At 67.8% G+C, this 25,765-nt stretch carries 27 protein-coding genes and 1 tRNA gene; 9 read left to right on the top strand and 19 right to left on the bottom strand.

What is annotated here, in order from left to right:
• Both A5624_RS24390 and A5624_RS24385 read left to right on the top strand, forming a co-directional pair.
• The coding region (locus tag A5624_RS24390) for a GAP family protein (RefSeq protein WP_197519028.1) at positions 1-262 on the top strand (262 nt) is incomplete at its 5' end.
• Positions 263-328: 66 nt separating this feature from the next.
• Positions 329-1,132: a transglutaminase family protein gene (locus A5624_RS24385; RefSeq protein WP_197499570.1), complete on the top strand. Its 804-nt coding sequence runs from the start codon at positions 329-331 to the stop codon at positions 1,130-1,132.
• Positions 1,133-1,171: 39 nt separating this feature from the next.
• Here the strand turns inward: A5624_RS24385 and A5624_RS24380 are convergent, their stop codons facing one another.
• The gene (locus A5624_RS24380; protein ID WP_066872288.1) at positions 1,172-1,531 is read right to left on the bottom strand and encodes a hypothetical protein; all 360 of its coding nucleotides are present in this window, start codon (positions 1,529-1,531) and stop codon (positions 1,172-1,174) included.
• A gap of 135 nt (positions 1,532-1,666) precedes the next feature.
• Here A5624_RS24380 and A5624_RS24375 point away from each other — a divergent pair, with 135 nt between their 5' ends.
• The 4 genes from A5624_RS24375 (at position 1,667) to A5624_RS24365 (ending at position 4,728) form a co-directional block, all read left to right on the top strand.
• Positions 1,667-3,223, top strand: coding sequence for a succinic semialdehyde dehydrogenase (locus A5624_RS24375; RefSeq protein WP_066872286.1), 1,557 nt, complete (start codon positions 1,667-1,669; stop codon positions 3,221-3,223).
• A gap of 88 nt (positions 3,224-3,311) precedes the next feature.
• On the top strand, positions 3,312-3,746 hold the full coding sequence (locus A5624_RS24370; RefSeq protein WP_066872283.1) for a DUF4383 domain-containing protein: 435 nt from the start codon (positions 3,312-3,314) through the stop codon (positions 3,744-3,746).
• Positions 3,747-3,827: 81 nt separating this feature from the next.
• The gene (locus A5624_RS29300) at positions 3,828-3,962 is read left to right on the top strand and encodes a hypothetical protein (RefSeq protein ID WP_255400060.1); all 135 of its coding nucleotides are present in this window, start codon (positions 3,828-3,830) and stop codon (positions 3,960-3,962) included.
• A 97-nt stretch (positions 3,963-4,059) separates the two neighbouring features.
• Complete coding sequence (locus A5624_RS24365) at positions 4,060-4,728, top strand: DUF2510 domain-containing protein (RefSeq protein WP_066872280.1); 669 nt, start codon at positions 4,060-4,062, stop codon at positions 4,726-4,728.
• A gap of 18 nt (positions 4,729-4,746) precedes the next feature.
• Here the strand turns inward: A5624_RS24365 and A5624_RS24360 are convergent, their stop codons facing one another.
• On the bottom strand, positions 4,747-5,172 hold the full coding sequence (locus A5624_RS24360) for a cellulose-binding domain-containing protein (RefSeq protein ID WP_066872277.1): 426 nt from the start codon (positions 5,170-5,172) through the stop codon (positions 4,747-4,749).
• A 497-nt stretch (positions 5,173-5,669) separates the two neighbouring features.
• Between A5624_RS24360 and A5624_RS28325 the strand changes: the two genes are divergently transcribed.
• Positions 5,670-6,359 carry a hypothetical protein gene (locus tag A5624_RS28325; RefSeq protein WP_156749182.1) on the top strand — a complete coding sequence of 230 codons (690 nt, stop codon included), beginning with the start codon at positions 5,670-5,672 and terminating at the stop codon, positions 6,357-6,359.
• 478 nt (positions 6,360-6,837) lie between these two features.
• A complete protein-coding gene (locus tag A5624_RS24355; RefSeq protein WP_082990648.1) occupies positions 6,838-8,472 on the top strand; it encodes a reverse transcriptase domain-containing protein in 1,635 nt (544 codons plus the stop codon).
• 721 nt (positions 8,473-9,193) lie between these two features.
• On the opposite strand, the gene A5624_RS24345 is transcribed toward A5624_RS24355, so the two are convergent.
• From A5624_RS24345 to A5624_RS24315, 7 genes are all read right to left on the bottom strand, one after another.
• Positions 9,194-9,267 (bottom strand) — tRNA-Pro (locus tag A5624_RS24345).
• A 161-nt stretch (positions 9,268-9,428) separates the two neighbouring features.
• Positions 9,429-10,829: a ribosome biogenesis GTPase Der gene (gene der, locus A5624_RS24340; RefSeq protein WP_066872268.1), complete on the bottom strand. Its 1,401-nt coding sequence runs from the start codon at positions 10,827-10,829 to the stop codon at positions 9,429-9,431.
• The gene (cmk, locus tag A5624_RS24335; protein WP_066872265.1) at positions 10,826-11,488 is read right to left on the bottom strand and encodes a (d)CMP kinase; all 663 of its coding nucleotides are present in this window, start codon (positions 11,486-11,488) and stop codon (positions 10,826-10,828) included. Before cmk ends, der begins: the two co-directional genes overlap by 4 nt.
• 5 nt (positions 11,489-11,493) lie before the next feature.
• Entirely contained in the window at positions 11,494-12,237 is a 744-nt protein-coding gene (locus tag A5624_RS24330; RefSeq protein WP_066872262.1) for a pseudouridine synthase, read from the bottom strand.
• The gene (scpB, locus tag A5624_RS24325; RefSeq protein ID WP_066872259.1) at positions 12,237-12,932 is read right to left on the bottom strand and encodes an SMC-Scp complex subunit ScpB; all 696 of its coding nucleotides are present in this window, start codon (positions 12,930-12,932) and stop codon (positions 12,237-12,239) included. The genes A5624_RS24330 and scpB overlap by 1 nt, the downstream gene beginning before the upstream one ends.
• The gene (locus A5624_RS24320; RefSeq protein WP_066872256.1) at positions 12,932-13,747 is read right to left on the bottom strand and encodes a segregation/condensation protein A; all 816 of its coding nucleotides are present in this window, start codon (positions 13,745-13,747) and stop codon (positions 12,932-12,934) included. Before A5624_RS24320 ends, scpB begins: the two co-directional genes overlap by 1 nt.
• The gene (locus tag A5624_RS24315; protein WP_066872253.1) at positions 13,744-14,607 is read right to left on the bottom strand and encodes a ParA family protein; all 864 of its coding nucleotides are present in this window, start codon (positions 14,605-14,607) and stop codon (positions 13,744-13,746) included. Before A5624_RS24315 ends, A5624_RS24320 begins: the two co-directional genes overlap by 4 nt.
• Positions 14,608-14,894: 287 nt before the next feature.
• On the opposite strand from A5624_RS24315, the gene A5624_RS24310 reads away from it, so the two are divergent.
• Positions 14,895-15,647: an O-methyltransferase gene (locus tag A5624_RS24310; RefSeq protein ID WP_066872251.1), complete on the top strand. Its 753-nt coding sequence runs from the start codon at positions 14,895-14,897 to the stop codon at positions 15,645-15,647.
• Between the two features lie 19 nt (positions 15,648-15,666).
• On the opposite strand, the gene xerD is transcribed toward A5624_RS24310, so the two are convergent.
• From xerD to A5624_RS24260, 10 genes are all read right to left on the bottom strand, one after another.
• Positions 15,667-16,608: a site-specific tyrosine recombinase XerD gene (gene xerD, locus A5624_RS24305; RefSeq protein WP_066872248.1), complete on the bottom strand. Its 942-nt coding sequence runs from the start codon at positions 16,606-16,608 to the stop codon at positions 15,667-15,669.
• Entirely contained in the window at positions 16,605-17,228 is a 624-nt protein-coding gene (locus A5624_RS24300; protein ID WP_066872245.1) for an NUDIX hydrolase, read from the bottom strand. The genes xerD and A5624_RS24300 overlap by 4 nt, the downstream gene beginning before the upstream one ends.
• The gene (locus A5624_RS24295; protein ID WP_066872243.1) at positions 17,221-18,972 is read right to left on the bottom strand and encodes a CTP synthase; all 1,752 of its coding nucleotides are present in this window, start codon (positions 18,970-18,972) and stop codon (positions 17,221-17,223) included. Before A5624_RS24295 ends, A5624_RS24300 begins: the two co-directional genes overlap by 8 nt.
• 121 nt (positions 18,973-19,093) lie before the next feature.
• Positions 19,094-20,038, bottom strand: coding sequence for a copper transporter (locus A5624_RS24290; RefSeq protein ID WP_066872240.1), 945 nt, complete (start codon positions 20,036-20,038; stop codon positions 19,094-19,096).
• Positions 20,039-21,220, bottom strand: a complete 1,182-nt coding sequence (steA, locus tag A5624_RS24285) for a putative cytokinetic ring protein SteA (protein WP_066872237.1) — start codon at positions 21,218-21,220, stop codon at positions 20,039-20,041. It abuts the gene before it with no gap.
• A 113-nt stretch (positions 21,221-21,333) separates the two neighbouring features.
• Positions 21,334-23,097 carry a DNA repair protein RecN gene (recN, locus tag A5624_RS24280; RefSeq protein WP_066872234.1) on the bottom strand — a complete coding sequence of 588 codons (1,764 nt, stop codon included), beginning with the start codon at positions 23,095-23,097 and terminating at the stop codon, positions 21,334-21,336.
• Positions 23,098-23,122: 25 nt separating this feature from the next.
• Positions 23,123-24,052 (bottom strand): NAD kinase, encoded by a 930-nt coding sequence (locus A5624_RS24275; protein ID WP_082972497.1) that lies wholly within the window; start codon positions 24,050-24,052, stop codon positions 23,123-23,125.
• Positions 24,049-24,858: a TlyA family RNA methyltransferase gene (locus A5624_RS24270; protein WP_066872230.1), complete on the bottom strand. Its 810-nt coding sequence runs from the start codon at positions 24,856-24,858 to the stop codon at positions 24,049-24,051. The genes A5624_RS24275 and A5624_RS24270 overlap by 4 nt, the downstream gene beginning before the upstream one ends.
• Before the next feature lie 8 nt (positions 24,859-24,866).
• Positions 24,867-25,052 (bottom strand): hypothetical protein, encoded by a 186-nt coding sequence (locus tag A5624_RS24265; RefSeq protein WP_066872227.1) that lies wholly within the window; start codon positions 25,050-25,052, stop codon positions 24,867-24,869.
• A gap of 23 nt (positions 25,053-25,075) precedes the next feature.
• A partial coding sequence (locus A5624_RS24260) for an HAD hydrolase-like protein (RefSeq protein WP_066872224.1) occupies positions 25,076-25,765 on the bottom strand: 690 nt, incomplete at its 5' end.

The raw sequence follows: 25,765 nt of genomic DNA, 5'->3' as shown, positions 1-25,765 counted from the left end.
CGGCGTCCTGTTCATCGTGGCGATCATCGCGGCCTCGGGTGCATCGGTGAGCGCGCAGGCCGGCGCGTCCGTCGCATTCGTCATCCTGATGTACGCCGTCGTCGAGATCATCCTGGTCGGCTACCTCGTCAGGCCGGCGCGAACGCAGTCCTTGCTGTTGGTGCTGCACGACTGGGTGCGGAGCTACCACCGGCAAATCCTGGTGGGCCTGTTCGCGGTGGTCGGGGTCTCGGAGCTGGCCCAGGGCCTGCACATCCTCTGAGCGGAACCGCTCACCGAATCAGGGCGTCCGGTGGCGGATCCGGGGCAACTCGCGCAGGATCGCGCTATGAAACGCGAAGTGGGCGCCGAACTCGAAGTCGACATCACCGCGGCCACGACGCTGGAGTTTCAGATCGCCGTGGCGCCGCATCCGCGAGCCGAGGTGTCCGAGTCGCTGCGCTTCGTCCTGGACGGACGGCCGATCACACCCCTGGAGATCAGCGGGCTGCACGGCAACCGCATCCACAAGTTCGACGCCGCGGTGGGCACGCTGCGCGTCGACTACGAGGCGACCATCGTGGGTCACACCGATCCGGCTCCGGTGACCGAATACGACCAGTCGATGTACCTGCGGCCCAGCCGCTACGCCGAATCCGACAAGTTCTTCGGTTTCGCCGCAACCGAATTCGGAAATGACCGCGATGCCGCGGAGCTGCTGGAGCACGTGAGTTCCTGGGTAGGCACCCGGCTGAACTACGTGCCCGGCTCCAGCGATCCGATCGACGGGGCGGTGGACACGTTGCTCGCCGGCGAAGGTGTGTGCCGGGACTACGCGCACCTGGTGGTGGCGCTCCTGCGAGCGGTCAGCGTCCCGGCCCGGGTGGTGTCCGTGTACGCGCCGGGCGTGTACCCGATGGACTTTCACGCCGTCGCGGAGGCGTTCGTCGACGGGCACTGGCGGGTGGTGGACGCGACTTTGCTGGCGCCACGGCAGACGCTGGTGCGGGTGGCCACCGGTCGCGACGCCGCCGACACGGCGTTCCTCGACAATCACAAAGGTGCGGTCACGCTTAATCGTCTTGTCGTGAGCGCCGTGGTGGACGGCGAGTTGCCCCGGGACTCGATCGACCACCTGGTTTCGATCCGTTGAAATCGCCTGTGCCACAGCATGATCGCGGCGTGCCGGTAATCAGCCGGACTTGTCGTCGTCGGAATCTTTCTGGTCGTCGGAGTCCTCGTCCTCGTTATCGGAGTCACCGTCGTCGTTGTTATCGGAGTCCTCGTCGTCGGAGTCCTCGTCCTCGTCGCCGGAGTCGTCCTTATCTTCGGAATCCTTCGACTTGTCGCCGGAGTCCTTCGACTTGTCATCCGACTCGTCCGCCTCGTCGGCCTTGTCTGCGTACTTCGTCAAAAGCCCGGCGAGTTGCCGGGCCTCTTGGGGTGACAGCAAATCGTCGAATATCCGCTCGTCGCCCTCAGAGATGCGCTCGAGGTACACCGTGTTGCCCTCGGCCCCGACATCCCAGCGGCCTCCTTCCTGACGAACCATCCGATGCCGCCTTTCGACTAGTGAACTGGTACAAACCGGACGCGCGTGCGCGCTTGGGTGTTGCTTACCCACTTTTGCTGGAGCCGACGACCAATAGGCTGGTGTTTTGAACGCCCGAGCTTCGGAGGTAACGACATGCCTGCACCGTCTGCCGAGGTCTTCGATCGCCTGCGTCAGCTGGCCGCGATCAAAGACGCCACCGCACGTCAGACCAAGACGATCGACGAGGTCTTCACCGGCAAGCCGCTGACCACGATCCCGATCGGCACCGCCGAAGACGTCGAAGCCGCATTCGCCGAGGCGCGGGCGGCCCAGGTCGCCTGGGCGAACCGCCCGGTCGCCGAGCGCGTCGAGATCATCGCCCGCTACCGCGACCTCGTCATCGAGAACCGCGAGTTCCTGATGGATCTCCTGCAGGCGGAGGCCGGCAAGGCCCGCTGGGCGGCGCAGGAGGAAATCATCGACCTGGTGGCGAACGCGAACTACTACGCGGGCGTCGCGGCCGACCTGCTCAAGCCCCGCACGGTGCCCGCGCTGCTCCCCGGCATCGGCAAGACCACGGTCGGTTACCAACCCAAGGGCGTGGTCGGGGTGATCTCGCCGTGGAACTACCCCATGACGCTGACGGCGTCCGACTCGGTGCCGGCGCTGCTGGCCGGCAACGCGGTGGTGCTCAAGCCCGACAGCCAGACGCCCTATTGCGCGCTCGCCTGCGCCGAGCTCCTGTACAAGGCCGGCCTGCCCCGCGCGCTCTACGCGATCGTGCCCGGGCCGGGCTCGGCGGTGGGCACCGCGATCATCGACAACTGCGACTACCTGATGTTCACCGGCTCGACCGCCACCGGCAGGCAGCTCGCCGAACACGCGGGCCGTCGCCTGATCGGGTTCTCGGCCGAACTCGGCGGCAAGAACGCGATGATCGTCACGCGGGGCGCCAATCTCGACAAGGCCGCCAAGGCGGCCACCCGCGCGTGTTTCTCCAACGCGGGCCAGCTGTGCATCTCCATCGAGCGCATCTACGTCGAGAAGGACATCGCCGACGATTTCATCGGCAAATTCGGCGCCGCGGTGCGAAACATGAAGCTGGGCACCGACTATGACTTCTCGGTGGACATGGGCAGCCTGATCTCCGCCGGCCAGCTGGACACCGTGACCGACCATGTGGAGGACGCGAAAGCCAAGGGCGCCAAGGTGATTGCGGGCGCGAAGGCGCGTCCCGACATCGGCCCGCTGTTCTACGAGCCGACGGTGCTGACCGATGTCACGCCCGAGATGGAGTGCGCGGCCAACGAGACGTTCGGTCCGCTCGTCTCGATCTACCCCGTCGCCGACGTGGACGAGGCCGTCGAGAAGGCCAACAACACCGACTACGGGCTCAACGCGAGCGTGTGGGCCGGCTCCTCCGCCGAGGGCCAGCAGATCGCCGCCCGGTTGCGGTCGGGGACCGTGAACGTCAACGAGGGTTACGCCTTCGCCTGGGGCAGCCTCAGCGCGCCGATGGGCGGGATGGGCCAGTCCGGCGTCGGCCGCCGGCACGGCCCCGAGGGCCTGCTGAAGTACACCGAATCGCAGACGATCGCGACCGCGCGGGTGTTCAATCTCGATCCGCCCCTGGGCATTCCGGGGAAGGTGTGGCAGAAGTCGCTGCTGCCGATCGTGCGGACGGTGATGAAGATCCCCGGCCGGAACTGACTTCGCGGCGGGCCGATTCACCCGTTGACCCCGATCTACTACCGCGCGTAGTATCCGGGCTACCCCATCATGCACAAGGAGGTGCACTGTGAGGTGGAGTTTCGCCCAGATCGGGCTGCTGATCATCTGCGCTTTTCACGTCGTCCAGGCGGTGATCGGCTTCATCATGAATCCCAGCTTCGCCACCGGCCCCACCGCGCCGACCGTGCAGCTGCTCGGCATGGACTACAACGGCTGGCACGCCGTCGCCGGTCTGGCGCTGTTCGCCCCGGGCCTGGTGTTCGCGCTGCGCAAGTCATGGTCGGTGCTGTATCTGCTGCTCGCCGCGATAGCCGGTGCGCTGCCCGGCATTTGGGCCTTCTTCTCCCATCAGGTCGCGTTCGTCTTCACCTTCCCCAACAACACGACCGACGCGGTGGTGCACCTGGTGACCGCCACGGTGATGGTCGCGGTGGCGGCCGTGCAGATCCGGATGGACGGCGGTCTCAAAAGCTCGCTCGCCGATCTCCGGAAAGCGCCGTAACGCCAAACCCTCACCCCCGGGCCAGTTGAGTTCACATCGCCGCCGCTGCGGGTAGTCCTCCGGTCGACGAAGGAGGTTGCGATGGCCAAGCAATCGGACACGGACGACGACGAGCCCAAGGGTGGTCGCCCCGGCCCCGCGGATCACGGGCGCGAAGGCGGGATGGCGACCCGCGAGAACGCGCCCGAGCTCACCGAGCCGGACCGCGAGGACTGACGGCGTGACGGCATGACGCCGCCCGAATCGGATCGCGTTTCGCGCGGTCAGCGGGGGCGGGTGGCCGGGATGTCACCGTCACGACGAAAATGGATGGATGCCGTCTGAACAGGCGCCGCCGCCGCCGCAATCGGCGCCGGGCTGGTATCCCGATCCCGCAGTAGGCCACGGGCTGCAGCGCTACTTCGACGGCACCCGCTGGACCAGCGAGTGGGCCTTCACCGCGGACCCGCCGAAGAAGGGCCTGCCCGGCAAGGCGGTCCTGGCGCTGGCCGCGCTGTGCGTCTTGGTGCTGCTCATCATCGTCGGCAAGAGCTGGGTTTTCGACCCGAAGAAGGACGGCCGATCGGCCGAGTCGAGCAGTTCGGCCACGGCGGGGCCGAGCGAGGCGCCGTCGACGCCGGCCGGTCCCAGAAAGCCGGACGGCGTCACCTTCACCGTCGCGCCGGGCCCGAATGGTGACGTCGTCGACGCCAAGTTCGCCATTCGGGACAACTACACCGAGCAGATGATCAAGGACGGCGCCCGGCTGGACACCATCGGCATTCTCAAGTACGCGCGGGCGACCTACCCCGACGCGTCCGCGGTGAACGTGCAGGGCACCTTTCCGATGACCGACCCGTACGGCAACACCTCGACCCAGGTCGCCATCGACCTCACGTATTCGCGGGCCACGCTGGACAAGATCAACTTCGACGGCATCAACAAAGCCAGCATCTGGGAGATCCGCGACTCCGGAACCGTCCTGCCGGCCTTCCAGCCATAGATCGGTCGTCCGTGGCCGCTAGGTGCAGTACTGCCCGTTGATCAGGCAATTCTGCGGTGGCGAGAAGGGACCGGTCAGCACGCCCCTGAAACCGCCCGTGGCCGAACCCCCGGGGGGAATGCTGCGATTCCAGTTCGCCGGGGTCAGAACATAGTGCGTGCCGGATTGGGTAACGGTGCTGTTCCAGGTGTGCAAGACGGATTCGCTCGCCGGCAAGTCGAATTCCAGCTTCCAATCGGTGAGCGGCGCCATGCTCGCGTTGGTGACGGAGAAGCGGGCGATGAAACCGGTCTGCCACGCATGGTCCACCGACAACGTCGCCGTGGCCGCGGCCGCGTGGGCCGCGGGAGCGATGCCGAGCCCCAGGGCGGCAACCGTCGACGCCGATGCGAGTACGTGAAACGCTGCGCGCCAGCGGTTCACGCGATGTGTGCCTCCGCCCATGACTGCCAACATTAAAACCGCGGGGGCGATATCGGCCGGCGCGTCGCGGGTAAGCTGCCGTACCTTTGCCCAACCGAAACCGTCGTGAAATCTTCTCGCCTCGGCGCGGGCCGGCGCACCCGGGTGCAGGCCACAACCGCCGCTGGCCTGTGGTCGGGCTGACAGGATTTGAACCTGCGACCACTTGACCCCGAGCCGGACTTGGGCCAAAGTCCGGTGTCTCGCAACGGCTCTGGATACTGGCTTACCACGCAAAACCGTCTCTTGCTGTCCTCCGTCGACTCTCTGTGTTCGCACCCAGTTGTGACAACGTTGTGACAAAGTGCCCGTCTGGCGGTCGCTCTGATCGGTCACCTGGCGTCTTTTGCTAGATATCGCTCGGGAGAGACGGACGGACCACCAAATATCGCAGCTATGATCGACCGGGGAAGTTGACGCGATGTAGCTACCACCGCCGCTCTCTTTGCCGCGTATTGCTGTGGTGATTGAATCAGCGGATGGACGACGAGCAGTCCGACACGCAGGCACGCGGGGCCCACGAGGAGACCGAAATCATCAGCGACCACCCGCCGGCCGAAACTCAGGGGCGGGCATGGTCAAACGTTCAGGACGAAGACGACGAGGAGCCTGAGCGCCATCCGTGGAGCGCCGTTACCGGTCCAGCCGCTGCACTCATAACTGCCGGGACCGCAGTAGCAACCGTCGTCGCGGTGCTGGGTTGGATCATGCTCCATCGAGATCACCCGCCACCCGCACCATCGCAGCCGTCCCCCACGGCCGAAAAGCCCAGTGCGGCCGTGACTCCACCGCCGCCGGTCACTGTCACCGCCGCGCCGACGACACAAGCTGCACCGACGACAACTCTGCCGCCTGCCTCCGATGTTGAGCTCGCGCCAGCGGATTTATGCAACGCTGGCAATGCGGCGAAACTTGCGTACGACCCGAACAGCGGCCACGAAGTCGTCTGCGTAAATCAAGGACTGATCGTCGACAACGGCCCACCGTCGTGGCAATGGGCGCAACCGCCTCCCATGACAAGCGGCCGGAACTCCACCGGCACGGTGTGCGATCCTCGCGGGCAGAATATGTCTCGATCCACAGATGGATACCTGATCGTTTGCCGCAGCGACGGTAGGAGCGGCCCTGGCGTCGGTTACTGGGAGCACTTCCTCGGCCCCATCGAATAGTGGCGTCCAAGTCCTTAAGGAACCGGATCGACCAAGCGCAGGTCCCGCTTCGCTGCCGCACCGCGCTAATGGAGTCAACTCCCCCCGCGAATGCTAGCAGTAATGAAGCTTGTCCTGCGCCTAGCGCACGCGCTGCGGTTCGGGCGCGATTTGGCGGACCTTGTCGCCGACGTTCACTGTGACCTCTCGGGGCAGCGCTGACTGATCCAACGCAGAACCTTCGAGCTGTCGGTGATTGAGCGGCGTATCGAGAGCCACGTCGGCAATTGTCGAGCAACGTAAGTTGCCCGCAGCCGCGATCTCCGCTTCGAGTACTGCGATCCGGCGTTCAGCCTCAGCCCGCCTGGGTTTTCCGGACGACAAAAACCGGTTCGGGGGCGAGCAGGCTGCACAACCAGCGCGACGGCCCGCACGCAAACCACCGTCGCTGTCATACCGGTGCACGGTCGACCAATGGCGTCAGCGTTGCCCTGGTCGCATGCAATATGCAACGGTGCACCAAACTGGTGCCGTGCTGACTCCAGAGCTATTCGGTCGCCTCGACATTGCAGCCGCAACCGAGACTGAACTTGCTGCACGAAACCGCTTACTCCCCCGTCGGTGGGATTACCTTGATCTTCTAATCGACGTACCAACGGTCGCAAAGTGGTTGCGGTCACGGTTACGTAAAGGGCCCCAAACACGCCCCGCCAGCGTGATACTCGCAGACAAGGGATGGCGTGGGACCCGTCCGCTCAATGTCTTGAATCTGGAGCACCGCGTTCTCTACCGGGCGCTGGTCGACATCATCGCTCAGTCCCTTCCCGAGCACCTCCGCGAACGACCGCCAATTGAACAGTTCAGGCGAGCTCCGCTGGGCATTGAGGACGCGGCATATGTAAGCAAGACTGATATTACGTCCTACTACTCCTACGTCGACCATGACCTCCTCGCAGATGAGTTGACAGCCCAGACAGGCGATGAACTGGCAATCGTTGCCCTCACTGAGTTGCTGGAATCCATCATGGGCCGCAGGCTAGGCCTACCGCAGGTACACAAAGCAAGTGACATCCTCGGCGATACATACATCGACCGGGCGCGCCGTAGGTTACGGCGCCAAGGCTACGCGGCTTTCACTTACTCGGACGATTTCCGCATCGCCTCCGCCTCACTCGGTTCGGCAAGATCGGCGCTAGAAGCCTGCGCAACCGAAGCACGAGACCTGGGGCTAGTGCTCAACGAGAGAAAGACCTACACCTATGGCAGGGACAAATACGAAGAGTCTCTAGGTGACTTCGCCCGCGCGGAGCAAGCCCTTTTTGACGACACCGAAATGACTGCTGCTGAATTCTTCCTGTTGGATGACTATGCCGATGAGGAGCGCGAACCTCCCGCATCGGAATCAGCGGATCCACCCAGTCTCGGGCCGACTCCGCTGGAGAGCAGTATCGACGACACTGAGGCAACCGAAGATGACGAATCGAGTGCCCTCGATGACAAGGACATCGCACAGCGGGGTGCTGCAGCCGCGAAAGCTTGGGATATCTGGCTCTGGGAAGACGAGTCGGAAGATGTCCAATCTGGTATAGAGGCAACGATTACACAATCGCTTCTAGCCCGAGCCCTACCGGCGCTGGGCGACGCCCATAACGACGGTCCGCTCGGGAGTTTGCCGGCTCTGCTGCGCCTTGAACCGGCGTTGACACCGCAAATCTCGAGCTACCTGATTAAATACTGTTCGCACGGACCGAAGGCGCGAGCGAGTGTGCGGGGTGCCATTGATGGCGTAATCGATGAAGACATCCTCAACACGTGGCAAGCAATGTGGATCGCATACACGCTGGGGTATGTTCGCAGGTTGCGAAGCGCACCTTCGGAGCGCCACCTCGACTGGCTTAATCAATGTGTGGCGCGCGGTCCCGACGGCGTCGCCGCCACTGCCGCCGCTTCCCTTGGACGGCTCGCCTATGGAGAAACCGATTTGATGGCCGCCGCTATGGACAGAGTTGGACCTGAGTGGCGTCACCTTGTCTTTTGGGGGCTCGCCAGGATTGACCCCGTAAAGGCAGCTGGACTTGCCGACAGTCAACTTGATCGCACGTTGCTTAGGGCATCGCAACAAAAACAAAGATGAACAGCGACCCGGTGCTTTCACAAAGAGCTGACGATGCGATCGCTCTTCTATTCCGAACTCTGGCTGCTCACAGGGCGAATCAAGCGAGCCTCAGGGCACGTGACCGGCGACCGCGCTTCCCAAAGCCATTCTTCGATAGAGAGCAGTTACAGTGCCAGGGCACGCTCTTGCGTCTTATCTCGATAACCGAGTCATTTTGCGGTGACCGACTTGTGGATGAGGTCGAGCCGATCGTTGACCCTTCGCGGCATAGGTCGGTTAGCGCTATATGGGAGCGCGCTGCGATTAGCGCTACAAACACCTGGAAAGACCAGAAGACAGCGTTACAGGACTGGTTCGGGGTCAGACTCTCGAACGGAGACTGGAGGCCAGTTGAACAACTGGTGGAAGCGCGCAACGCGATTGCACACGGCCTAGGGACGTTAACTCGCCGCCAGCTTCGCAATCAGCAGGCGGTCCGGGCAACGCTAGCCGCTGCCGGCATTGTGGTTAACCAAAGTAACGAACTTGTTCTGGACGACGAGGTTTTGCGAAAGGCGGCTGTGGCGTGTCGCCAACTGATAGTCGCGTACGACGTTGCCTTGCAGAAGGCAAGCGACGAAGCTAAAGACGACTAACGGCGCTTGCCCTCAAAGCGATGCGCTCGATGGTGACGAGTCGGCTCGCTAGAGACGTGCCCGGGTTAAAAAGGAGAAGGCCAGTTCAGATCGCCTCTCCATCGTCGGGCTGACAGGATTTGAACCTGCGACCACTTGACCCCCAGTCAAGTGCGCTACCAAACTGCGCCACAGCCCGCGCGCCGGCGCGTGCACCGGCAGCAGGTCGAAAGCCTACCGTAAACGGTCGGCCCACCGGCCAAGCGACCTGTCCTAGACCGACTTCCCCGACCCGCTAGCGCCGGCGCTAGCGGATTCGACACTCACCATGTGATCCGGAAAAGCCAGACCCGAGGAGCCTCAGCGCCGCCGCGCTCCCCGCTTCTCGCGCACCCGCACGTTGATCCGGATCGGCGACCCCTCGAACCCGAAGGCCTCGCGCAGCCGGCGCTCCAGAAAGCGCCGGTATCCGGCCTCCAGAAACCCGGTGGTGAACAGCACGAACGTCGGCGGCCGGGCGGTGGCCTGGGTGGCGAACAGGATGCGCGGCTGCTTGCCGCCACGCACCGGCGGCGGGGTGGCCGCCACCACCTCTTTGAGCCAGGAATTGAGCGGGCCGGTCGGAATCCGCGCATCCCACGACGCCAGCGCGGTCTCCATCGCGGGCACCAGCTTCTGCAGCGCCCGGCCGGTCTTGGCGGAGATGTTGACCCGCGGCGCCCACCGCAGCTGCACCAGTTCGCGGTCGATCTCGCGCTCCAGCATCTCGCGGCGGTCCTCGTCGACCAGGTCCCACTTGTTGAAGGCCAGCACCAGGGCGCGGCCGGCCTCGATGACCATCGACAGCACCCGCTGGTCCTGCTCGGTCAGCGGCTCCGACCCGTCGATCAGCACGATCACCACCTCGGCCGCGTCGATGGCCGAGTGGGTGCGCACCGAGGCGTAGAACTCGTGCCCGCTGGCCTGGCCGACCTTTCGCCGCAAGCCCGCGGTGTCGACAAACCGCCAGACCTTGTCATCCAGCTCGATCAGCGAGTCCACCGGATCCACCGTCGTTCCGGCGACGTCGTGCACGACCGAGCGCTGGTCCCCGGCCAGCTTGTTCAGCAGCGAGCTCTTGCCCACGTTGGGCTTGCCGACCAGCGCCACCCGCCGCGGACCGCCGGACGTGGGCGCCACCTCGGACACCTCGGGCAGTGCGGCCAGCACCGCGTCGAGCAGATCCGCCACGCCGCGGCCGTGTATGGCGCTGATCGCGTGCGGCTCACCGAGCCCCAGCGACCACAGCATCGCGGCGTCCGCCTCGACCTTGTCGCTGTCAACCTTGTTGGCCGCCAAGAAGACCGGCTTGCCCGACCGCAGCAGGATCCGGGCGGCGGCCTCGTCGGCCGTGGTGGCGCCGACGACGGCGTCGACCACCAGGATCACCGCATCGGCGGTGCGCATCGCCACCGAGGCCTGGTCGGCCACCAGCTGCTGCAGGCCCTTGGCGTCGGGCTCCCATCCCCCGGTGTCCTGCACGATGAACCGGCGCCCGGTCCACAGCGCGTCGTAGGACACCCGGTCGCGGGTGACGCCCGGGACGTCCTGCACCACCGCTTCGCGCCGCCCCAGGATCCGGTTGACCAGTGTCGACTTGCCGACGTTGGGTCGGCCGACCACCGCCACCACGGGCGCCGGGCCGGCCTCCTCCTGTTCGTCCAGGCCGAAATCGACGGATTCCCAGTCGCTTTCGTCACTCCACGTGCCGTCTTGGGTCACCGCACCGCTCCGCTTCGCTGCTTGACCAGGTCCCGCAGGTGCGAGATCACCTGGGCCTCGGTCATCTCGCTGGTGTCGACGACGAGTGCGTCGGGCGCCGCGCGCAGCGGCGACACCGCCCGGGTCGAATCCAGATGGTCGCGGCGGCGGACATCGGCGAGCACCGCCTCGTAGTCGTCGGCCAGCCCGGCCGCCACGTTCTGTTCGTTGCGCCGCCGCGCCCGGGTCTCGGCCGACGCGGTCAGGAAGATCTTGACGGGCGCGTCGGGCAGGACGACGGTGCCGATGTCGCGCCCCTCGACCACGACATCGCCTGGCCCAGCGGCCATCTCGCGCTGCAGCTCGACCAGCCTGGCGCGCACGGCCGGCACCGCCGACACCGCCGAGACGGCGCCGGTGACGGCATCCCCGCGAATCTCGGTGGAAACGTCCTCGCCGGCAAGCAAACACCGATCGCCGTCCACCGACAGCTGCGCCGTCGACCCGATCCCGCCGACCGCGTCGGCGTCGTCCGGGTCGATGCCCGCGCGCAGCACGGCCAGCGTCACTATCCGGTACATCGCCCCGGTGTCGAGGTAGCGTGCGCCGAGCGCTTGCGCCAATCCCCTTGACACCGAGGACTTTCCGGTACCCGCCGGGCCGTCGATGGCAACGACCATTCCACTCACAGGCCCACCGCCTTGTACAGCTGGCCGATCTCGTGATGGGCCAACGCCCGGAAGGTGCCCGGCCGCTGCTTTCCCAGCGAGACGGGCCCGATGTCGGTGCGCACCAACGACTCCACCGGGAATCCCGCCGCCGCCAGCAGCCGGCGCACGATGCGATTGCGCCCCTCGTGCAACGTAACCCGCACCAGCGTCTTGCCGGGAATGGCGTCCACCACCGCGAATTCGTCGACCTTGGCCACCCCGTCGTCCAACTCGATCCCCGCGCGCAGCTTCTTGCCGAGCCCACGCGGCACCGACCCGGTCACCGTCGCCAGATACGTCTTGGGCACCTCATGCGACGGATGCATCAACCGATGCGCCAGCTCGCCGTCGTTGGTCAACAGGATCAGCCCCTCGGTGTCGGCGTCCAACCGCCCGACGTGAAACAGGTTCTTGTTGCCGCGGACCTTGCGCTCGACCAGATCGCCGATGCACGGGCGGCCGCGGTCGTCGGACATGGTCGAGTGCACACCGCGCGGCTTGTTCAGTGCCAGATACACCTGCGAGTCGTCGAGGACCACCCGGGCCCCGTCGACGCGGATCACCGAGGAGTCCGGGTCGACGCGGGTGCCCAGTTCGGTCACCACCTGCCCGTCGACCTCGACGCGGCCGTCGATGATCAACTTCTCGGCGGCCCGCCGCGACGCAATTCCGGCCTGCGACAACACTTTCTGCAGCCGGATCCCCTCAGCTTCGTGCATCAATCCTGGTCCACGTCGAAGGTCAGCGCCTGATCGGGCGATGGACCGCCCGAGAGCTTGATGAAACGTGGCTCGCTGTCCAGGGATTCGGATAAATCCTCGATCGTGTCGACGTCGGGAAGCAGCGGCGCAATGTCCGGCAGGTCGGAAAGCGACGTCAACCCGAGGCGTTCCAGGAACAGGTCGGTGGTGGCGAACGTCACCGCGCCGGTGTCCTCGTCGGCCCCGGCCTCGGTGATCAGGCCGCGCGCCAGCAGCGTGCGCATCACCGCGTCGACGTTGACGCCGCGCACCGCGCTCACCCGCGCGCGGGTCACGGGCTGGCGGTAGGCGACCACGGCGAGCGTCTCCAGCGCGGCGCGGGTGAGTTTGGATCGCGCGCCGTCCAGCAGCAGCTTCTCGACATAGGGCGCGAACCGGGCGCGGGTGTACATCCGCCAGCCCTCGCTGTTTTTGCGCAGGTCGATGCCGCTGTCCCGCTCGGTGAGTTGCTCGGCCATCTCCTGCAGCTTGGTCGCGATCCGGTACACCGGCTGCCCGGTGGCCGACGCCAGCGCCTCCGCGGTGACCGGGGTGTCCACCACCAGCAGCAGCGCCTCGAGCACCGAGCCGAGTTCCTCGGATTCCATCGGCGCGACCTCGGCGATGTCCGGGATGCCGTCATCGAGTACGACGTCGGGCAGATCTTCAGTCATTACTCGTCTCGTATTTCGGTGGTCGGACACTCCCCGGTCCAGGCAATTTGGAGCACGCCAAGCGGCTCTGACTGGTCGAATGCTACCGTCCGCGACCGATACAATTCGAGCAGCGCCAGGAAGCGCCCGACCACCTCCATCGACGCCTCACAGTCGGCGACCAGCTCGGAGAACGTCGCCCACGCGCCGCTGCCCCGCGCCTGAAGGATGTCCAGCAGCTTCTTGGCCTGCTCGGGGACCGACACCTGCACCTGGTGCAGGTGCGCGACGGACACCGTCGGCACGGGCCGCGGGCTGAACGCGATCGCGGCGATCTGGGCGAACCGTTCGGCGTCGACGCCGATCATCACCTCGGGCAGCAGTTCGGTGAACCGGTCCTCCAGCGACACCGAGCGCGGATAACTGCGCAGCGCCGTGGCCTCGAGCTCCGCGAACATCTCGGCGACGTGCTTGAACGCCCGGTACTGCAGCAGCCGGGCGAACAGCAGGTCGCGCACCTCCAGCAGCGCCAGGTCTTCGTCGTCGTCGACCTGCCCGGCCGGCAGCAGCCGGGCCGCCTTCAGATCCAGCAGGGTCGCGGCGACCACCAGGAACGCGGTGGTCTCCTCCAGCTCGAGCTGCGGGCCGATTTCGCGGGTGTAGGCGATGAAGTCGTCGGTGACCTGGTGCAGCGCCACCTCGGTCACGTCGAGGCGATGGGCGAAGATCAGCTGCAGCAGCAGGTCGAACGGGCCCTCGAAATTGGTCAGGCGGACTTGGAAGCCAGCCCCGTAGCCGTTCTGCTGTGGCGCCTCACCGGTTGCGGCCGCGTTCACGCGCCGAATCGGTCGATGAACTCGCGGGCCAGCGCGCGATAGGCGATGGCGCCGGTGGAGCGCGGGGCCCACGTGGTGATGGGTTCGCCGGCGACGCTGGTCTCCGGGAATCGCACGGTCCGAGTGATGACGGTGTCGAACACCAGGTCACCGAACCGCTCCACCACGCGGGCCATCACCTCGCGGGAGTTGACCGTCCGCGGGTCGTACCGGGTGAGCAGGATCCCGCTGATCTCGAGCTTCGGGTTGAGCCGGTCGCGGACCTTGTCGACGGTGTCGGTCAGCAGCGCCAGGCCCCGCAGCGAGAAGTATTCGCACTCGGTGGGGATCACCACGCCGTCCGCGCAGGCCAGCCCGTTGACGGTGAGCAGGCCCAGCGACGGCTGGCAGTCGATCAGCACGTAGTCGTAGCGGTCCAGCACCGGGTGCAGCGCGCGGCCCAGGGTCTGCTCGCGGCCCACCTCGTTGACCAGCTGGATCTCGGCGGCCGACAGGTCGATGTTGCTGGGCACCAGATCCATGTGCTTGACCCGGGTCTGCAGCAGCACGTCGTCGATGGACACCCGCGGCTCGACCAGGACGTTGTGGATGGTCTTGTCCAGCTCGTAGTGCGGGACGCCCAGGCCCGCGGACAGCGCGCCCTGCGGATCCATGTCCACCAGCAGCACCCGGCGGCCGTATTCGGCCAGCGCGGCGCCCAGATTGATGGTGGACGTGGTCTTCCCGACGCCGCCCTTCTGGTTGCACATGGCGACGACTTTGGCCGGGCCGTGCGAGGTGCGCGGCTGTGGCTCCGGGATCGCCCGCGGCGGCCGCCCGGTCAGGCCGAGCTCGACGCCGTTGTCCGGCTGCTCGGTCATGGCGGGGGTGTTCGGGAGGTGAACATCGTCGGAAAGTCTAACGGGTTCGGCGCGCGAAACCCGGCGACCCGCAGGCAATTAACCAGCCAATATGGGCAAAAATCGGTGGTAGAACGCACATCCCGACAGCCTATTCACTTCAGTCACAGGAGCACCAATATCCGGGGGGTGATGCGACGTCGAAACGCGCTAGCACCGGCGCTAGCGCTGTCGCGGATGACCGATAGTCACCGCCGGCGGCCGCGAGGCTGCCCGGCCAACACCGCCACCGGCCTATGGTGGCGGCTATGAACCTGAAGCGACGGATACCTCTGCTGCGGTGGTCGGTCTGGCGCATGGCCGCCGGGAATCGCAACATCACCACCACGGGCCAGATCGGTGACGGGCGCGAGGCGGCCGCCGTCGAGTACGTGCTGCGCAACGCCCGGGCCGGCGACATCGACGACGTGCTGGCCACCATCGACAAGTTCGCCTACGACAAGTCACTGCTGATCAACGTCGGCGACGAGAAAGGGCAGCTGCTCGACGCCGCGGTCCGCCGCGCCGATCCCGCGCTCGCGCTCGAACTGGGCACCTACGTCGGCTACGGCGCCCTACGCATCGCCCGGGCCGCCCCGAAGGCCAAGGTGTTCTCCGTCGAGCTCGCCGAGGCCAACGCGGCCAACGCCCGACAGATCTGGGCCCACGCTGGGGTCGCCGACCGGGTGACGTGTGTGGTCGGCACCATCGGCGACGGTGGGCGCACCCTCGACGCGCTGGCCAACGAGCATGGATTTACTTCCGGCACCTTGGATTTCGTGTTCCTGGACCACGACAAGGACGCCTACCTGGACGACCTGAAGAGCATCCTGGACCGGGGCTGGTTGCATCCGGGGTCGATCGTGGTCGCCGACAACGTCCGGGTGCCGGGCGCACCGAAGTACCGGGAGTACATGCGCCAACAACAAGGCCAGCGGTTCAACACCGTCGAGCACAAGGCGCACCTCGAATATCAGACCCTGCTGTCCGACCTGGTGCTCGAGTCCGAGTATCTCGGCTGAGCGGCCCGGTGCGACAACGCTATTGGGCCCGGGGGTGGGCTTCGGCCCACACCTCGCGCAGCGCGTGCACCGTGACCATGGTGTAGATCTGCGTCGTCGTCACCGAGGCATGGCCCAGCAGCTCCTGCACGACGCGCACGTCGGCGCCGCCCTCGAGCAGGTGGGTGGCGAAGGAATGCCGCAGCATGTGCGGCGACACCCCGGAGGTGATCCCGGCGCGCTCGGCCGCGTCCTGCAGCACCTGCCACGCGCTCTGCCGCGACAACCGCCCGCCGCGCACGTTGAGGAAGATGCCCGGCGTTCCGCGCCCACGACGCGCCAGCTCCGAACGGCCCCGCACCAGATAGGCATCCAGCGCGGCGACCGCCGGACGCCCGATCGGCACCAGCCGCTGCTTGCCGCCCTTGCCGCGCAACAACACCGAGCGGGCGTGGGTGTCGACGTCGTCGACGTCGAGGCCGACGGCCTCGGAGATCCGTGCGCCGGTGGAGTAGAGCAGTTCCAGCAGCGCCCGGTTCCGCAAAGTCAGCGGACCGTCGGCCGGGCTCTCGCCGCCGGCGGCCTCCAGCAGCGCCAGAACCTGGTCGATGGTCAGGCTTTTGGGCAACCGGCGCCCCGGGGTGGGCGGGCGGACCGCGCGCGCCACGTCGAGTTCGGCCAGCCCTTCGGCGGCGGCGAACCGGTGCAGCCCGCGCACCGCGATCAGCGCTCGCGCCGCCGACACCGCGGACAGCGCGGCGGCCCCGGTGTCGGGATCGCCGCGGCGCAGCGCCACCAGGAATTCGCTGACGTCGTTCTCGCCCACCTTGGCCAGGTCGTGAATCCCCCGGTCCGACAGGTGTTTTGTGTAGCGGCGCAGGTCCCGGCTGTACGAGCTCAGGGTGTTGGCGGCGACGCCGCGCTCGATCGTGAGATGGTCAAGGTAGCCCTGCAACTGGGTGTCCAGCGCCACCGTGGTCATTGTGCGGCCTTGCGCGCGGCGAACGCCGTCGGCCTGTCGATCCACTCACTGTCCACCGGACGCGGCTGCGCAAATCCCTCGGTGACCGCGTGCGCGGCCAGAATCCCGGCAATGGCAATGGAATTCACCACCTCGCCGCTGAACACCAGCCGCGCCGCCTCGGCGATGGGAAACCAGCGCAGCGTCATGTCGGCTTCCTCGTGATGCGCCTCGGGCCGATCCACCTCGCTCAGCCCGGTGGCCAGGTAGATCCGCACCGATTCGTCGCTGAATCCGGGGGCGGAGTTCAGATCGGCCAGCACCTGCCAGGTGTCCGCCCGCAGGCCGGCCTCCTCCTGCAGTTCCCGGGCGGCCGTGTGCTGCGGCTCCTCATCCGCGACGTCCAGCAGCCCGGCGGGCAGCTCCCACAGCCGCCGCCCGAAGGCATGCCGGTACTGGTAGACCATCGCGATGTGGTTCTCGGCGTTCAGCGCCGCGATGGCGACCGCCCCGTAGTGCTCGACGACTTCACGCACCGCGATGGTGTCACCGGGCATCCGCACCCGGTCGCTGCGCAGCGCGAAAATCTTTCCGGTGTACAGCGTTTCGGATGACGCCGTGGAGAATTCGTGTTCAGCCACGGGTCGCGGGCTCAGGTATCGGCCGCGCGGCGCTGTCCCGGTGCTGGATGCCGTTCGACGACTGCTCCGGGATCTCCACCGGCAGCAGCTCGCCCGCCTTGTAGTCGATGGCCGCGCCGACGAAGGCCACGAACAGCGGGTGTGGCCGCGTGGGCCGGCTCTTGAGCTCCGGGTGCGCCTGGGTGCCGACGATGAACGGGTGCACGTCCGGCGGGTATTCGACGAACTCCACCAGATGGCCGTCCGGAGAGGTGCCGGAGAACTTCAGGCCGCTCTCGGCGATCTTGTCGCGGTAGGCGTTGTTGACCTCGTAGCGGTGCCGGTGCCGCTCGGACACCTCCGTGGCGCCATAGGCCTGGGCCACAATCGATTCCGGCTCCAGCACCGCCGGGTAGGCGCCCAGCCGCATGGTGCCGCCCAGGTCGGCCTCGCCGGCGACGATGTCGACCTGGTCGGCCATCGTCGAAATGACGGGATCGGGTGTCTCGGGGTCGAATTCGGCCGAGTTCGCCTCGGCCAGACCGGCCGATCGGGCCGCCTCGATCACGATGCATTGCAGGCCCAGGCACAGCCCCAGCACCGGCAGCCCGCGCGACCGTGCGTACCGAATGGCGCCGATCTTGCCCTCGATGCCACGGATGCCGAAGCCGCCGGGGATCAGCACGCCGTGCACGTCGCCCAGCGCCGACGCGGCGTCGGCCGGGCTCTCGCAGTCGTCGGAGGGCACCCACACCATCTCCACCTTGGCGTGGTGGGAGAACCCGCCCGCGCGCAGCGCCTCGGTCACCGAGAGGTAGGCGTCGGACAGGTCAACGTACTTGCCCACCAACGCGATTCGCACCGTCTCGTGCGGCTCGTGCACCCTGCGCAGCAGGTCGTCCCATTCGGTCCAGTCGACGTCGCGGAACGGCAGGCTCAGCCGGCGCACCACGTAGGCGTCGAGTTCCTCGCGGTGCAGCACCTTCGGAATGTCATAGATCGACGGCGCGTCCGGCGTGGAGATGACGCCGTCGATGTCGACGTCGCACATCAGCGCGATCTTGTTCTTCAGCGCCTCCGGGACGGGACGGTCGCAACGCAGGATCAGCGCGTCCGGGGTGATACCGATGCTGCGCAACGCGGCCACCGAGTGCTGGGTGGGCTTGGTCTTGAGTTCACCCGAGGGGGCCAGGTAGGGCACCAACGAGACGTGCAGGAAGAAGACGTTCTCCCGGCCGACGTCGTGACGCACCTGCCGCGCGGCCTCCAGGAAGGGCTGCGACTCGATGTCGCCCACGGTGCCGCCGATCTCGGTGATCACCACGTCGGGCCGGTTGCCCTGGGCGTCGGGCTGGGCCATCGACATGATGCGCCCTTTGATCTCGTCGGTGATGTGCGGAATCACCTGGACGGTGTCGCCGAGGTATTCGCCGCGGCGCTCCTTGGCGATGACCGTCGAATACACCTGCCCGGTAGTGACATTCGCCGAACCGGACAGGTCGCGATCCAGGAACCGCTCGTAATGCCCGACGTCAAGGTCGGTTTCGGCGCCGTCCTCGGTGACGAAGACCTCGCCGTGCTGGAACGGGTTCATGGTGCCGGGGTCGACGTTGAGGTACGGATCGAGCTTTTGCATCGTCACGTACAACCCGCGGGCCGTCAGCAGCTGGCCAAGGCTGCTGGCGGTCAACCCCTTACCCAACGAGGAAGCGACGCCCCCGCTGACGAAGAGGTGCTTGGTGGCGGATTGCGGATGCTTTCGCACAGGCGACCTCCGTGAAGACGGGCAGGGCGTCAAAATTGTCTAGCGAATAACTAGATGGGCCTGCCGACCCACGGAAACCCACCCTAACATCCACCGCGCTGTGCCGCGGCTAACACGCCCGCTACTGAGGCACCGTGATCGACGTCGCCCCGTGGCCCGTGCCGTACTGCCCGGCGTGACCGCCGTTCAGCAGGTCGTGCAGGCCCAGGACCGCGGTGATGCGACCGGGCGCGGCGTCGACGTCGTCGACGGTGCTGATGGCCGAGTTCATCCCGGCGTCCGCGCGCGTCACCGCGACGGCGGCGCCGCCGGTCGCCGACCCGTCGCACCCGGCCAGCAGGGTGCCCGAGCCGTGTGGGGCCAGTGCGGCCGAGAACCGGGCCACGCTGACGCCCTTGTTGCCGGCGTCCTGGGGTAGCGAGCCGCCCGTGACGACCAGCGCGGCGTTCGCCGCGCCCATGTGGTCGGTGGCCTGATAGGTGATGAAGCCGGTGTCGCGCAGCGCCGCCAGCACGGTGTTGCGCTGGACATCGTCCACGGCGGGCACCACCGGGTTGGCGTTGGCCAGCAGCGCGATGCCCATCAAATCGCCCGCCTGCGAACCCTGGTCGACCAGCTTGGTGCTCAGCTGTTGGCCCGCGGGCAGCACCGAAGAGTTCACCACCGTCTGCAGCTTCTCCGCGGAGTTGGCCTCGACGAACTCATCGGTCAGCGACACCGTCCCGGTCACCGTCCCGCCGGCCTGACCGATGAACTTCGACACCGCCGCCACGTCGTCGTCCTTGGCGTCGGGGGTGCGGAACACCACCACCGACTTGCCGCCCAACGCGTCGTGCACCATCCGGCCGGCCAGTTGGGTGTCGAAATTGTTTGCCGCGCTGAGCTTTTCGTTCAGCACATTCTTCTGGTCGTTGAGCCCGCTGATCTGGGTGGTCAGGTCCCGCTTCTCGTCGCGCAGGCTGGACAGCAAGGTGTCCGACAGGAAGCCGGAGCCCAGCACCACGCCCACCGCCAGCGCCAGGAAGACCGCGGCCAGCGACAGGGCGTGTTGACGCAAGGAGATCATTTAGGTGACCCACCTCTGCACCATCGCGCACAAGTGGTTCCAGTAGTCGGTGACCCAGTGCAGCACCACGCCGTCGGTGCGCGACACCCACAGGGCGACGATGACGGCGATCAGCATGGTCAGCGCCAGCAGCGCGATGGCGCCCGCCGAGATGTGGTTGCGGTACAGGGTGGCCACGGCCTTGGCGTCCACCACCTTCTCCCCCACCCGCAGCCGGGTCAGGAAGGTCGACGGGTTGCTGTGCGCGCGGGTGCGGTCGAAGAACGTCTCGATGTTCGCGGTGTGGCCGGCCGTCACCAGCAGCGCGGCGCCGTGGTGGTCGGCCAGCAGCAGCGCCAGGTCGATCGCCGAGCCCGCGGCGGGGAACGTCATCGCCCCGACTCCGAGGTCCTGGATGCGCTCCAGCCCGGGCGCGTGCCCGTCGGCGTCGGCGGGCAACACGACCTGGGCCCCGCACTTGAGTGCGTCGGTGCTGATCTGGTCGGGGTCGCCGACGATCACCTGCGGGCGGTAGCCCGCCTTGCGCAGGACGTCCGCGCCGCTGCCGACGCCGATCAGCGCCGGCTGATACTCCTTGATGAACGGCTTGAGCGAGCGCAGGTCCTCCTCGGCGCTGGGCTCGTCGGCGACGATCACCACGTGCCGGCGGCGCAGGTCGACGTCGACGTCCGGGATGCCGATGCCGTCGATCAGCAGCGGGCTCTCGCTCTTGATGAACTCGATGGTGTTGCCGGCGAAGGCCTCCAGGTGCGCGGACAGTCCGCTCTTGGCCTCGCGCATCAGGTCGGCGATGTCGTGGTCGGTGCGCTCGGTGCCGCGGACCAGCCGGCGGTCGCCGGCGTACACCCCACCCTCGTGCAGGCGGATCTTGGCGCCGTCCTTGACCTTCTTGAAGATGTCCGGGCCGGCCTCGTCGATCAGCGTCACCCCGTTGTTGACCAACACCTCGGGACCCATGTTCGGGTAGCGGCCCGACACCGACGGGGAGGCGTTGACGACCGCGGCGATGTCGGCTTCCACCAGCGCGTCGGCCGTGATGCGGTCCAGGTCCAGGACGTCGAGCACGACGATGTCGCCGGGGCACACCCTACGGAGCAGTCGGTCGATGTTCCGGTCAACGCGGGCGGTGCCGACGAGGCCCGGCCGGGCGGGGTTACGGGAGAGCAGGCCTGACATCTTCATGGGGGCGATTCTGTCCGCGAAGGGTGGGCGAGGACGGGAGGCGCGCCGTAACATCAGCCCCAGAAGTTATCTAGAGTCCCACGAGTCACATCTGTATTACGCGTTCCGGACGGTTAGATCTCATCCTTCTGCGCCGCCTCGAGCAGTTCGCGGGCGTGCGCGCGGCCGCTGTCGGATTCGCCCAGCCCGGCCAGCATCCGCGCCAGCTCGGCCACCCGCTCGTCGTCGGCGACCCGCCGCACCACGCTGGTCCCCTTCGGCCCGGCGCCATGCACCACCAGGTGCACGTCGGCGTAGGCCGCGACCTGCGGCAGATGGGTGACGACGATGACCTGGTGGGTGCGCGCCAGCCGCGCCAGCCGCCGCCCGATCTGCACCGCCGCCCGGCCGCCCACGCCGGCGTCCACCTCGTCGAACACCATGGTTGTCCCAGCCGCCGAGGCGGCCAGCACCACTTCCAGCGCGAGCATCACCCGGGACAGCTCGCCGCCGGAGGCGCTCTTGGCCAACGGCAGCTGGTCCATTCCACGGTGCGCGGCGAAGCCGAACTCCACCCGGTCGACGCCGTCGGCGCCGGCCCGGGCCAGCTCGCCCGACGGCAGCACCAGCGTGGCCGTGTCGTCGGCGGAGGACGCGGTGTCCGGCACGACATCGACGGCGACGTCGATGCTGAATTGCGCGTCGGCCATCGCCAGCCCGGACAGCTCGGCGGTGACCTCCTTGGCCAGCCGCTTGGCGGCCTTGCGCCGAATCGTGCTGAGGTCGACCGCGGCCCCGGCCAATTCGCGCGCGAGCTCGTCGACCCGGCCCGCCAGGGCGGCCAGCCCCTCCTCCGAGACGTCGAGCTGGGCCAGCCGCTGTCGCGACTCCTGGGCCCAGGCGAGCACCCCGTCGATATCCGCGGCGTACTTGCGGGTCAGCGTGCGCAATTCCGCCTGCCGGGCCAGCTTGGATTCCAGGGCGCTGGCATCGGCCGGCAGCTCGTCGAGGAAGCCGCCCAGTTCACCGGCGGCGTCGACGACGACGGTCAGCACCTCGTCGAGCTGGCCGGCCAGCGCCACCAGCTTGGCGTCCCCCGTGGATTCCAGTGCGGCCCTTGCCTTTCCAAGGCTGTCGGTCGCGCTGAACCCGGACCCGTCCGCCTCATCCGAGGACAGGGCCGCCCGGGCGGCGGCCGCCGCCTCGCGCAGGGTGTCCAGCTCGGAGAGCCGCACGATCTCGGCGACCAGGGCGTCGTCCTCGCCGGGTTGCGGGTGCACGGCGTCGATCTCGTTCAGCGCGAAGTTCAGCCGGTCGGCCTCCAGCGCGAGCTCGCGCATCCGGTGGCGGCGGTCCAGGAGGTCGCGCCGCGCGGAGAGCCAGGCGTCACGCAGTTTGCAGTAGCGCTCCAGCGCTGGGCCGGCCTTCGCGAACCGGTCCAGCGCGCCGCATTGCTCCTCAGGCCGCATCAGGCGCAGCTGGTCGTTCTGCCCGTGCAGGGTCAGCAGCCCGGCGGTGAAGTCGCCCAGCGACTTGGCCGGCACGCTGCGGCCGCCGAGGTAGGCCCGCGACGGCCCGTCCCGGCTGACCGAGCGCAGCGCGATCACGCTGCCGTCCTCGTCGCGTTCGGCGCCCGAGGCGTCCAGCATCTCGTCCAGCTTCACCACCACGGCCTCATCGAGATCGGTTGTGGTGAAACGGCCTTCGACCACCGCACGATCGGCGCCGGACCGCACCCGGGTCGCGTCCGCGCGGGCACCGCCGAGCAGGTGCAGCCCGGTCACCACCATGGTCTTGCCGGTTCCGGTCTCGCCGGTCAGGACGGTCAGGCCGCGGTCGAACTCCCCGACCGCGGCGCTGATGGCACCGAGCGACTCGATGCGGATTTCGGTCAGCATTCAGTCAGCACCTGTGCAAGAGCAGTCAGTTCCCGCGCCACCCGGTCACCGGCAACCGGAACTTGCGCACCAACCGGTCGGTGAAGGGGGCGCTGTCCAGCCGGGCCCATTTCACCGGTGTGTCGCAACGCTTTACCTCCAGCCGGCTGCCCGCGGGAATCAACATTTCGCGGCGACCGTCGCAGAACACCAGGGCGTCGTGCCCGTCGGCCTCGATCTCGATCGCGATGGTGGCGTCCGGGCTGGTCACCATGGGCCTGCCGAACAGCGCGTGAGCGTTGTTGGGTACCACCAGGATTGCCTCGAGGTCCGGCCACAACACCGGCCCGCCGGCGGAGAACGCGTAGGCGGTGGACCCGGTAGGCGTCGAGACCAGCACACCGTCGCAGCCGAACGCCGAGACCGGGCGCCCGTCGATCTCAAGGACCACCCCGAGCACGCCGAGCCGCGGACCCTTTTCCAGGCTGACCTCGTTGAGCGCCCAACCATGCACGGAGACGTCACCACCCTGGCGGACCATGACGTCGAGCGTCAGGCGGTTCTCCACCCGATAGTCTTGTGCGACAACGTGTTCCAGCACCCGATCGATCGCCTCGGCCTCCGCCTCGGCCAGAAAGCCGATGCGGCCCAGGTTGATGCCCAGCACCGGGATGTTGGCGTTGCGCGCCAGTTCGGCGGCCCGCAGGAAGGTGCCGTCGCCGCCCAACGCCAACACCAGTTCGCAACCCTCGGCGGCCTGGGGGTCGGCGTTGACCACCTCGATCTCGATGCCCAGCGCGCGCATGTCGTCGGGGGCCAGGTGCAGCGGCCCCTTGTCGACCGCCTCGGCGGACAGCACGCGAAGCCCGATCCCGTTGTCGCCCAGCACCTTCTGCACGCGTCGCGCGGTCTCGGTGGCCTCGTCGCGGCCGGTGTGGACCACCATCAGGACGGTGCGGGGAGCATCTTCGTTCACTGTGGCCCGCTTTCCACCGCGTGGCGCACCGCCGTCGCCAGGTCGTCGCCGCCCAACGGCCGATCGGTCTGGGCGCGCAGCCGCAGGAAGTACTCGACATTGCCCGACGGCCCCGGCAGCGGGCTGGCGGTGACATCGACGGTGTGCCAACCCAGCTCGCTCGCGCGGCGGGCGACCGCCAGCACCGCGTCGGCGCGCAGGACGGGGTCGTGCACCACACCCCCGGCGCCGACCAGGCCCTTGCCCACTTCAAACTGCGGCTTCACCATGGGAACGATATCCGCGTTCGGTGCGGCACATCCAGCCAACGCCGGCAATACCGTGGATAGCGAGATGAAGGACAGGTCGGCCACCACCAGGTCGACCGGCCCGCCGATCGCCTCGGGCGCCAGGTCGCGGACGTTGGTCCGCTCGACGACGACCACCCGCGCGTCGCTGCGCAGCGACCACGCCAGCTGGCCGTATCCCACGTCGACGGCGACCACTTCGCTCGCGCCGCGATCCAGCAGCACTTCGGTGAAGCCGCCTGTCGACGCGCCGGCGTCCAGGCAGCGACGGCCCGCGACCGCGATCTCGAAGGCGTCCAACGCGCCGTTGAGTTTGTGCGCCCCGCGCGAGACCCAGGCCCGCTCGCCGTCCTCGGCGACGGTCAGGGCGGCGGTGACGGCGACGGCGGTGCCCGGCTTGCGCGCCGGCATCCCGTCGATGCTCACCTTCCCCGCGCCGATCAACTCCGCGGCCTGCTGACGTGACCGGGCCAGGCCGCGCCGGACCAGCTCGGCGTCAACCCGGGCGCGTCGAGACATCCGCGCACTCAGCCCTTCTCCGCCGACTCCAGCGCGGCCAGCAGCACGTCGTGCGCCTCGGACAGGCGGCGGGCGATCTCTTCGAGCTCGTCGAGTGACGGCACCTGCTCGGGGTCTGCACCGTCCCCGGGCTGCGGCAACCGGGCGAGCAGGGCGTCGATTTCAGCGCGAATCTGATCGGGATCGATAGTCATCGCGTTCCTACGCTAGTCACCCGTCAGTCGGTGCGCACCAAAGACCAGCGCCCCAGCGCGGCGCGGGCGTCGTCGTCACCGGCCTCGATGCGCACCTCGCCGGAACCGGAGCCGGAGCCGGAGCCGGAGCCGGACCGCGCGTACACCGCGGCGGCCACCGCGCGGACGATCGACAGGCCGTCCCCGTCGTCCGACCCGTCGGCGCTGACGGTGATCGCGGTGTCGGCGACGTCGATCCGCCAGCCCGGCTGCGGCCCGACCTTGAGCCGCTCGCCGTCGGCGTGCAGCGCGCGCAGGTCGTGGCCGATGTAGGTGGGGCGCCGGGCGGGCTCGGCGTACACCGCGTCCCGCGCGGAATTGACCCCGGTGAGCACCATCAGGCTGGGCAACTCGGCGGCGTTGGCGCCCTCGATGTCGGTGTCGAGGCGGTCGCCGACCACCAGGGGGGCGCGAAAGTCGCCGCGGGCCGCGGCGTCGCGCAGCAGTCCGGGCGCCGGCTTGCCCGCGACCTGGGGCTCGCCGCCGGTGGCCGCCCGCAGCGCGGCCACGAACGATCCGTTGCCGGGCAGCAGCCCGCGCTCGGTGGGCAGGGTCAGGTCGACGTTGGACGCCACCCAGAGCGCGCCGGCCCGGATGGCCAACGCCGCCTCGGCCAGGTCCGGCCACCCGAGGGTCTGGGACAGGCCCTGCACGACGGCGGCCGGGTCGTCGTC

Origin of the sequence: Mycobacterium sp. 1482292.6, assembly GCF_001672995.1 — a bacterium.
Classification (GTDB): Bacteria; Actinomycetota; Actinomycetes; order Mycobacteriales; family Mycobacteriaceae; genus Mycobacterium; species Mycobacterium europaeum_A.
Note: the sequence above shows the minus strand (reverse complement) of the source record. Positions and strands in the feature narration are given on the sequence as shown.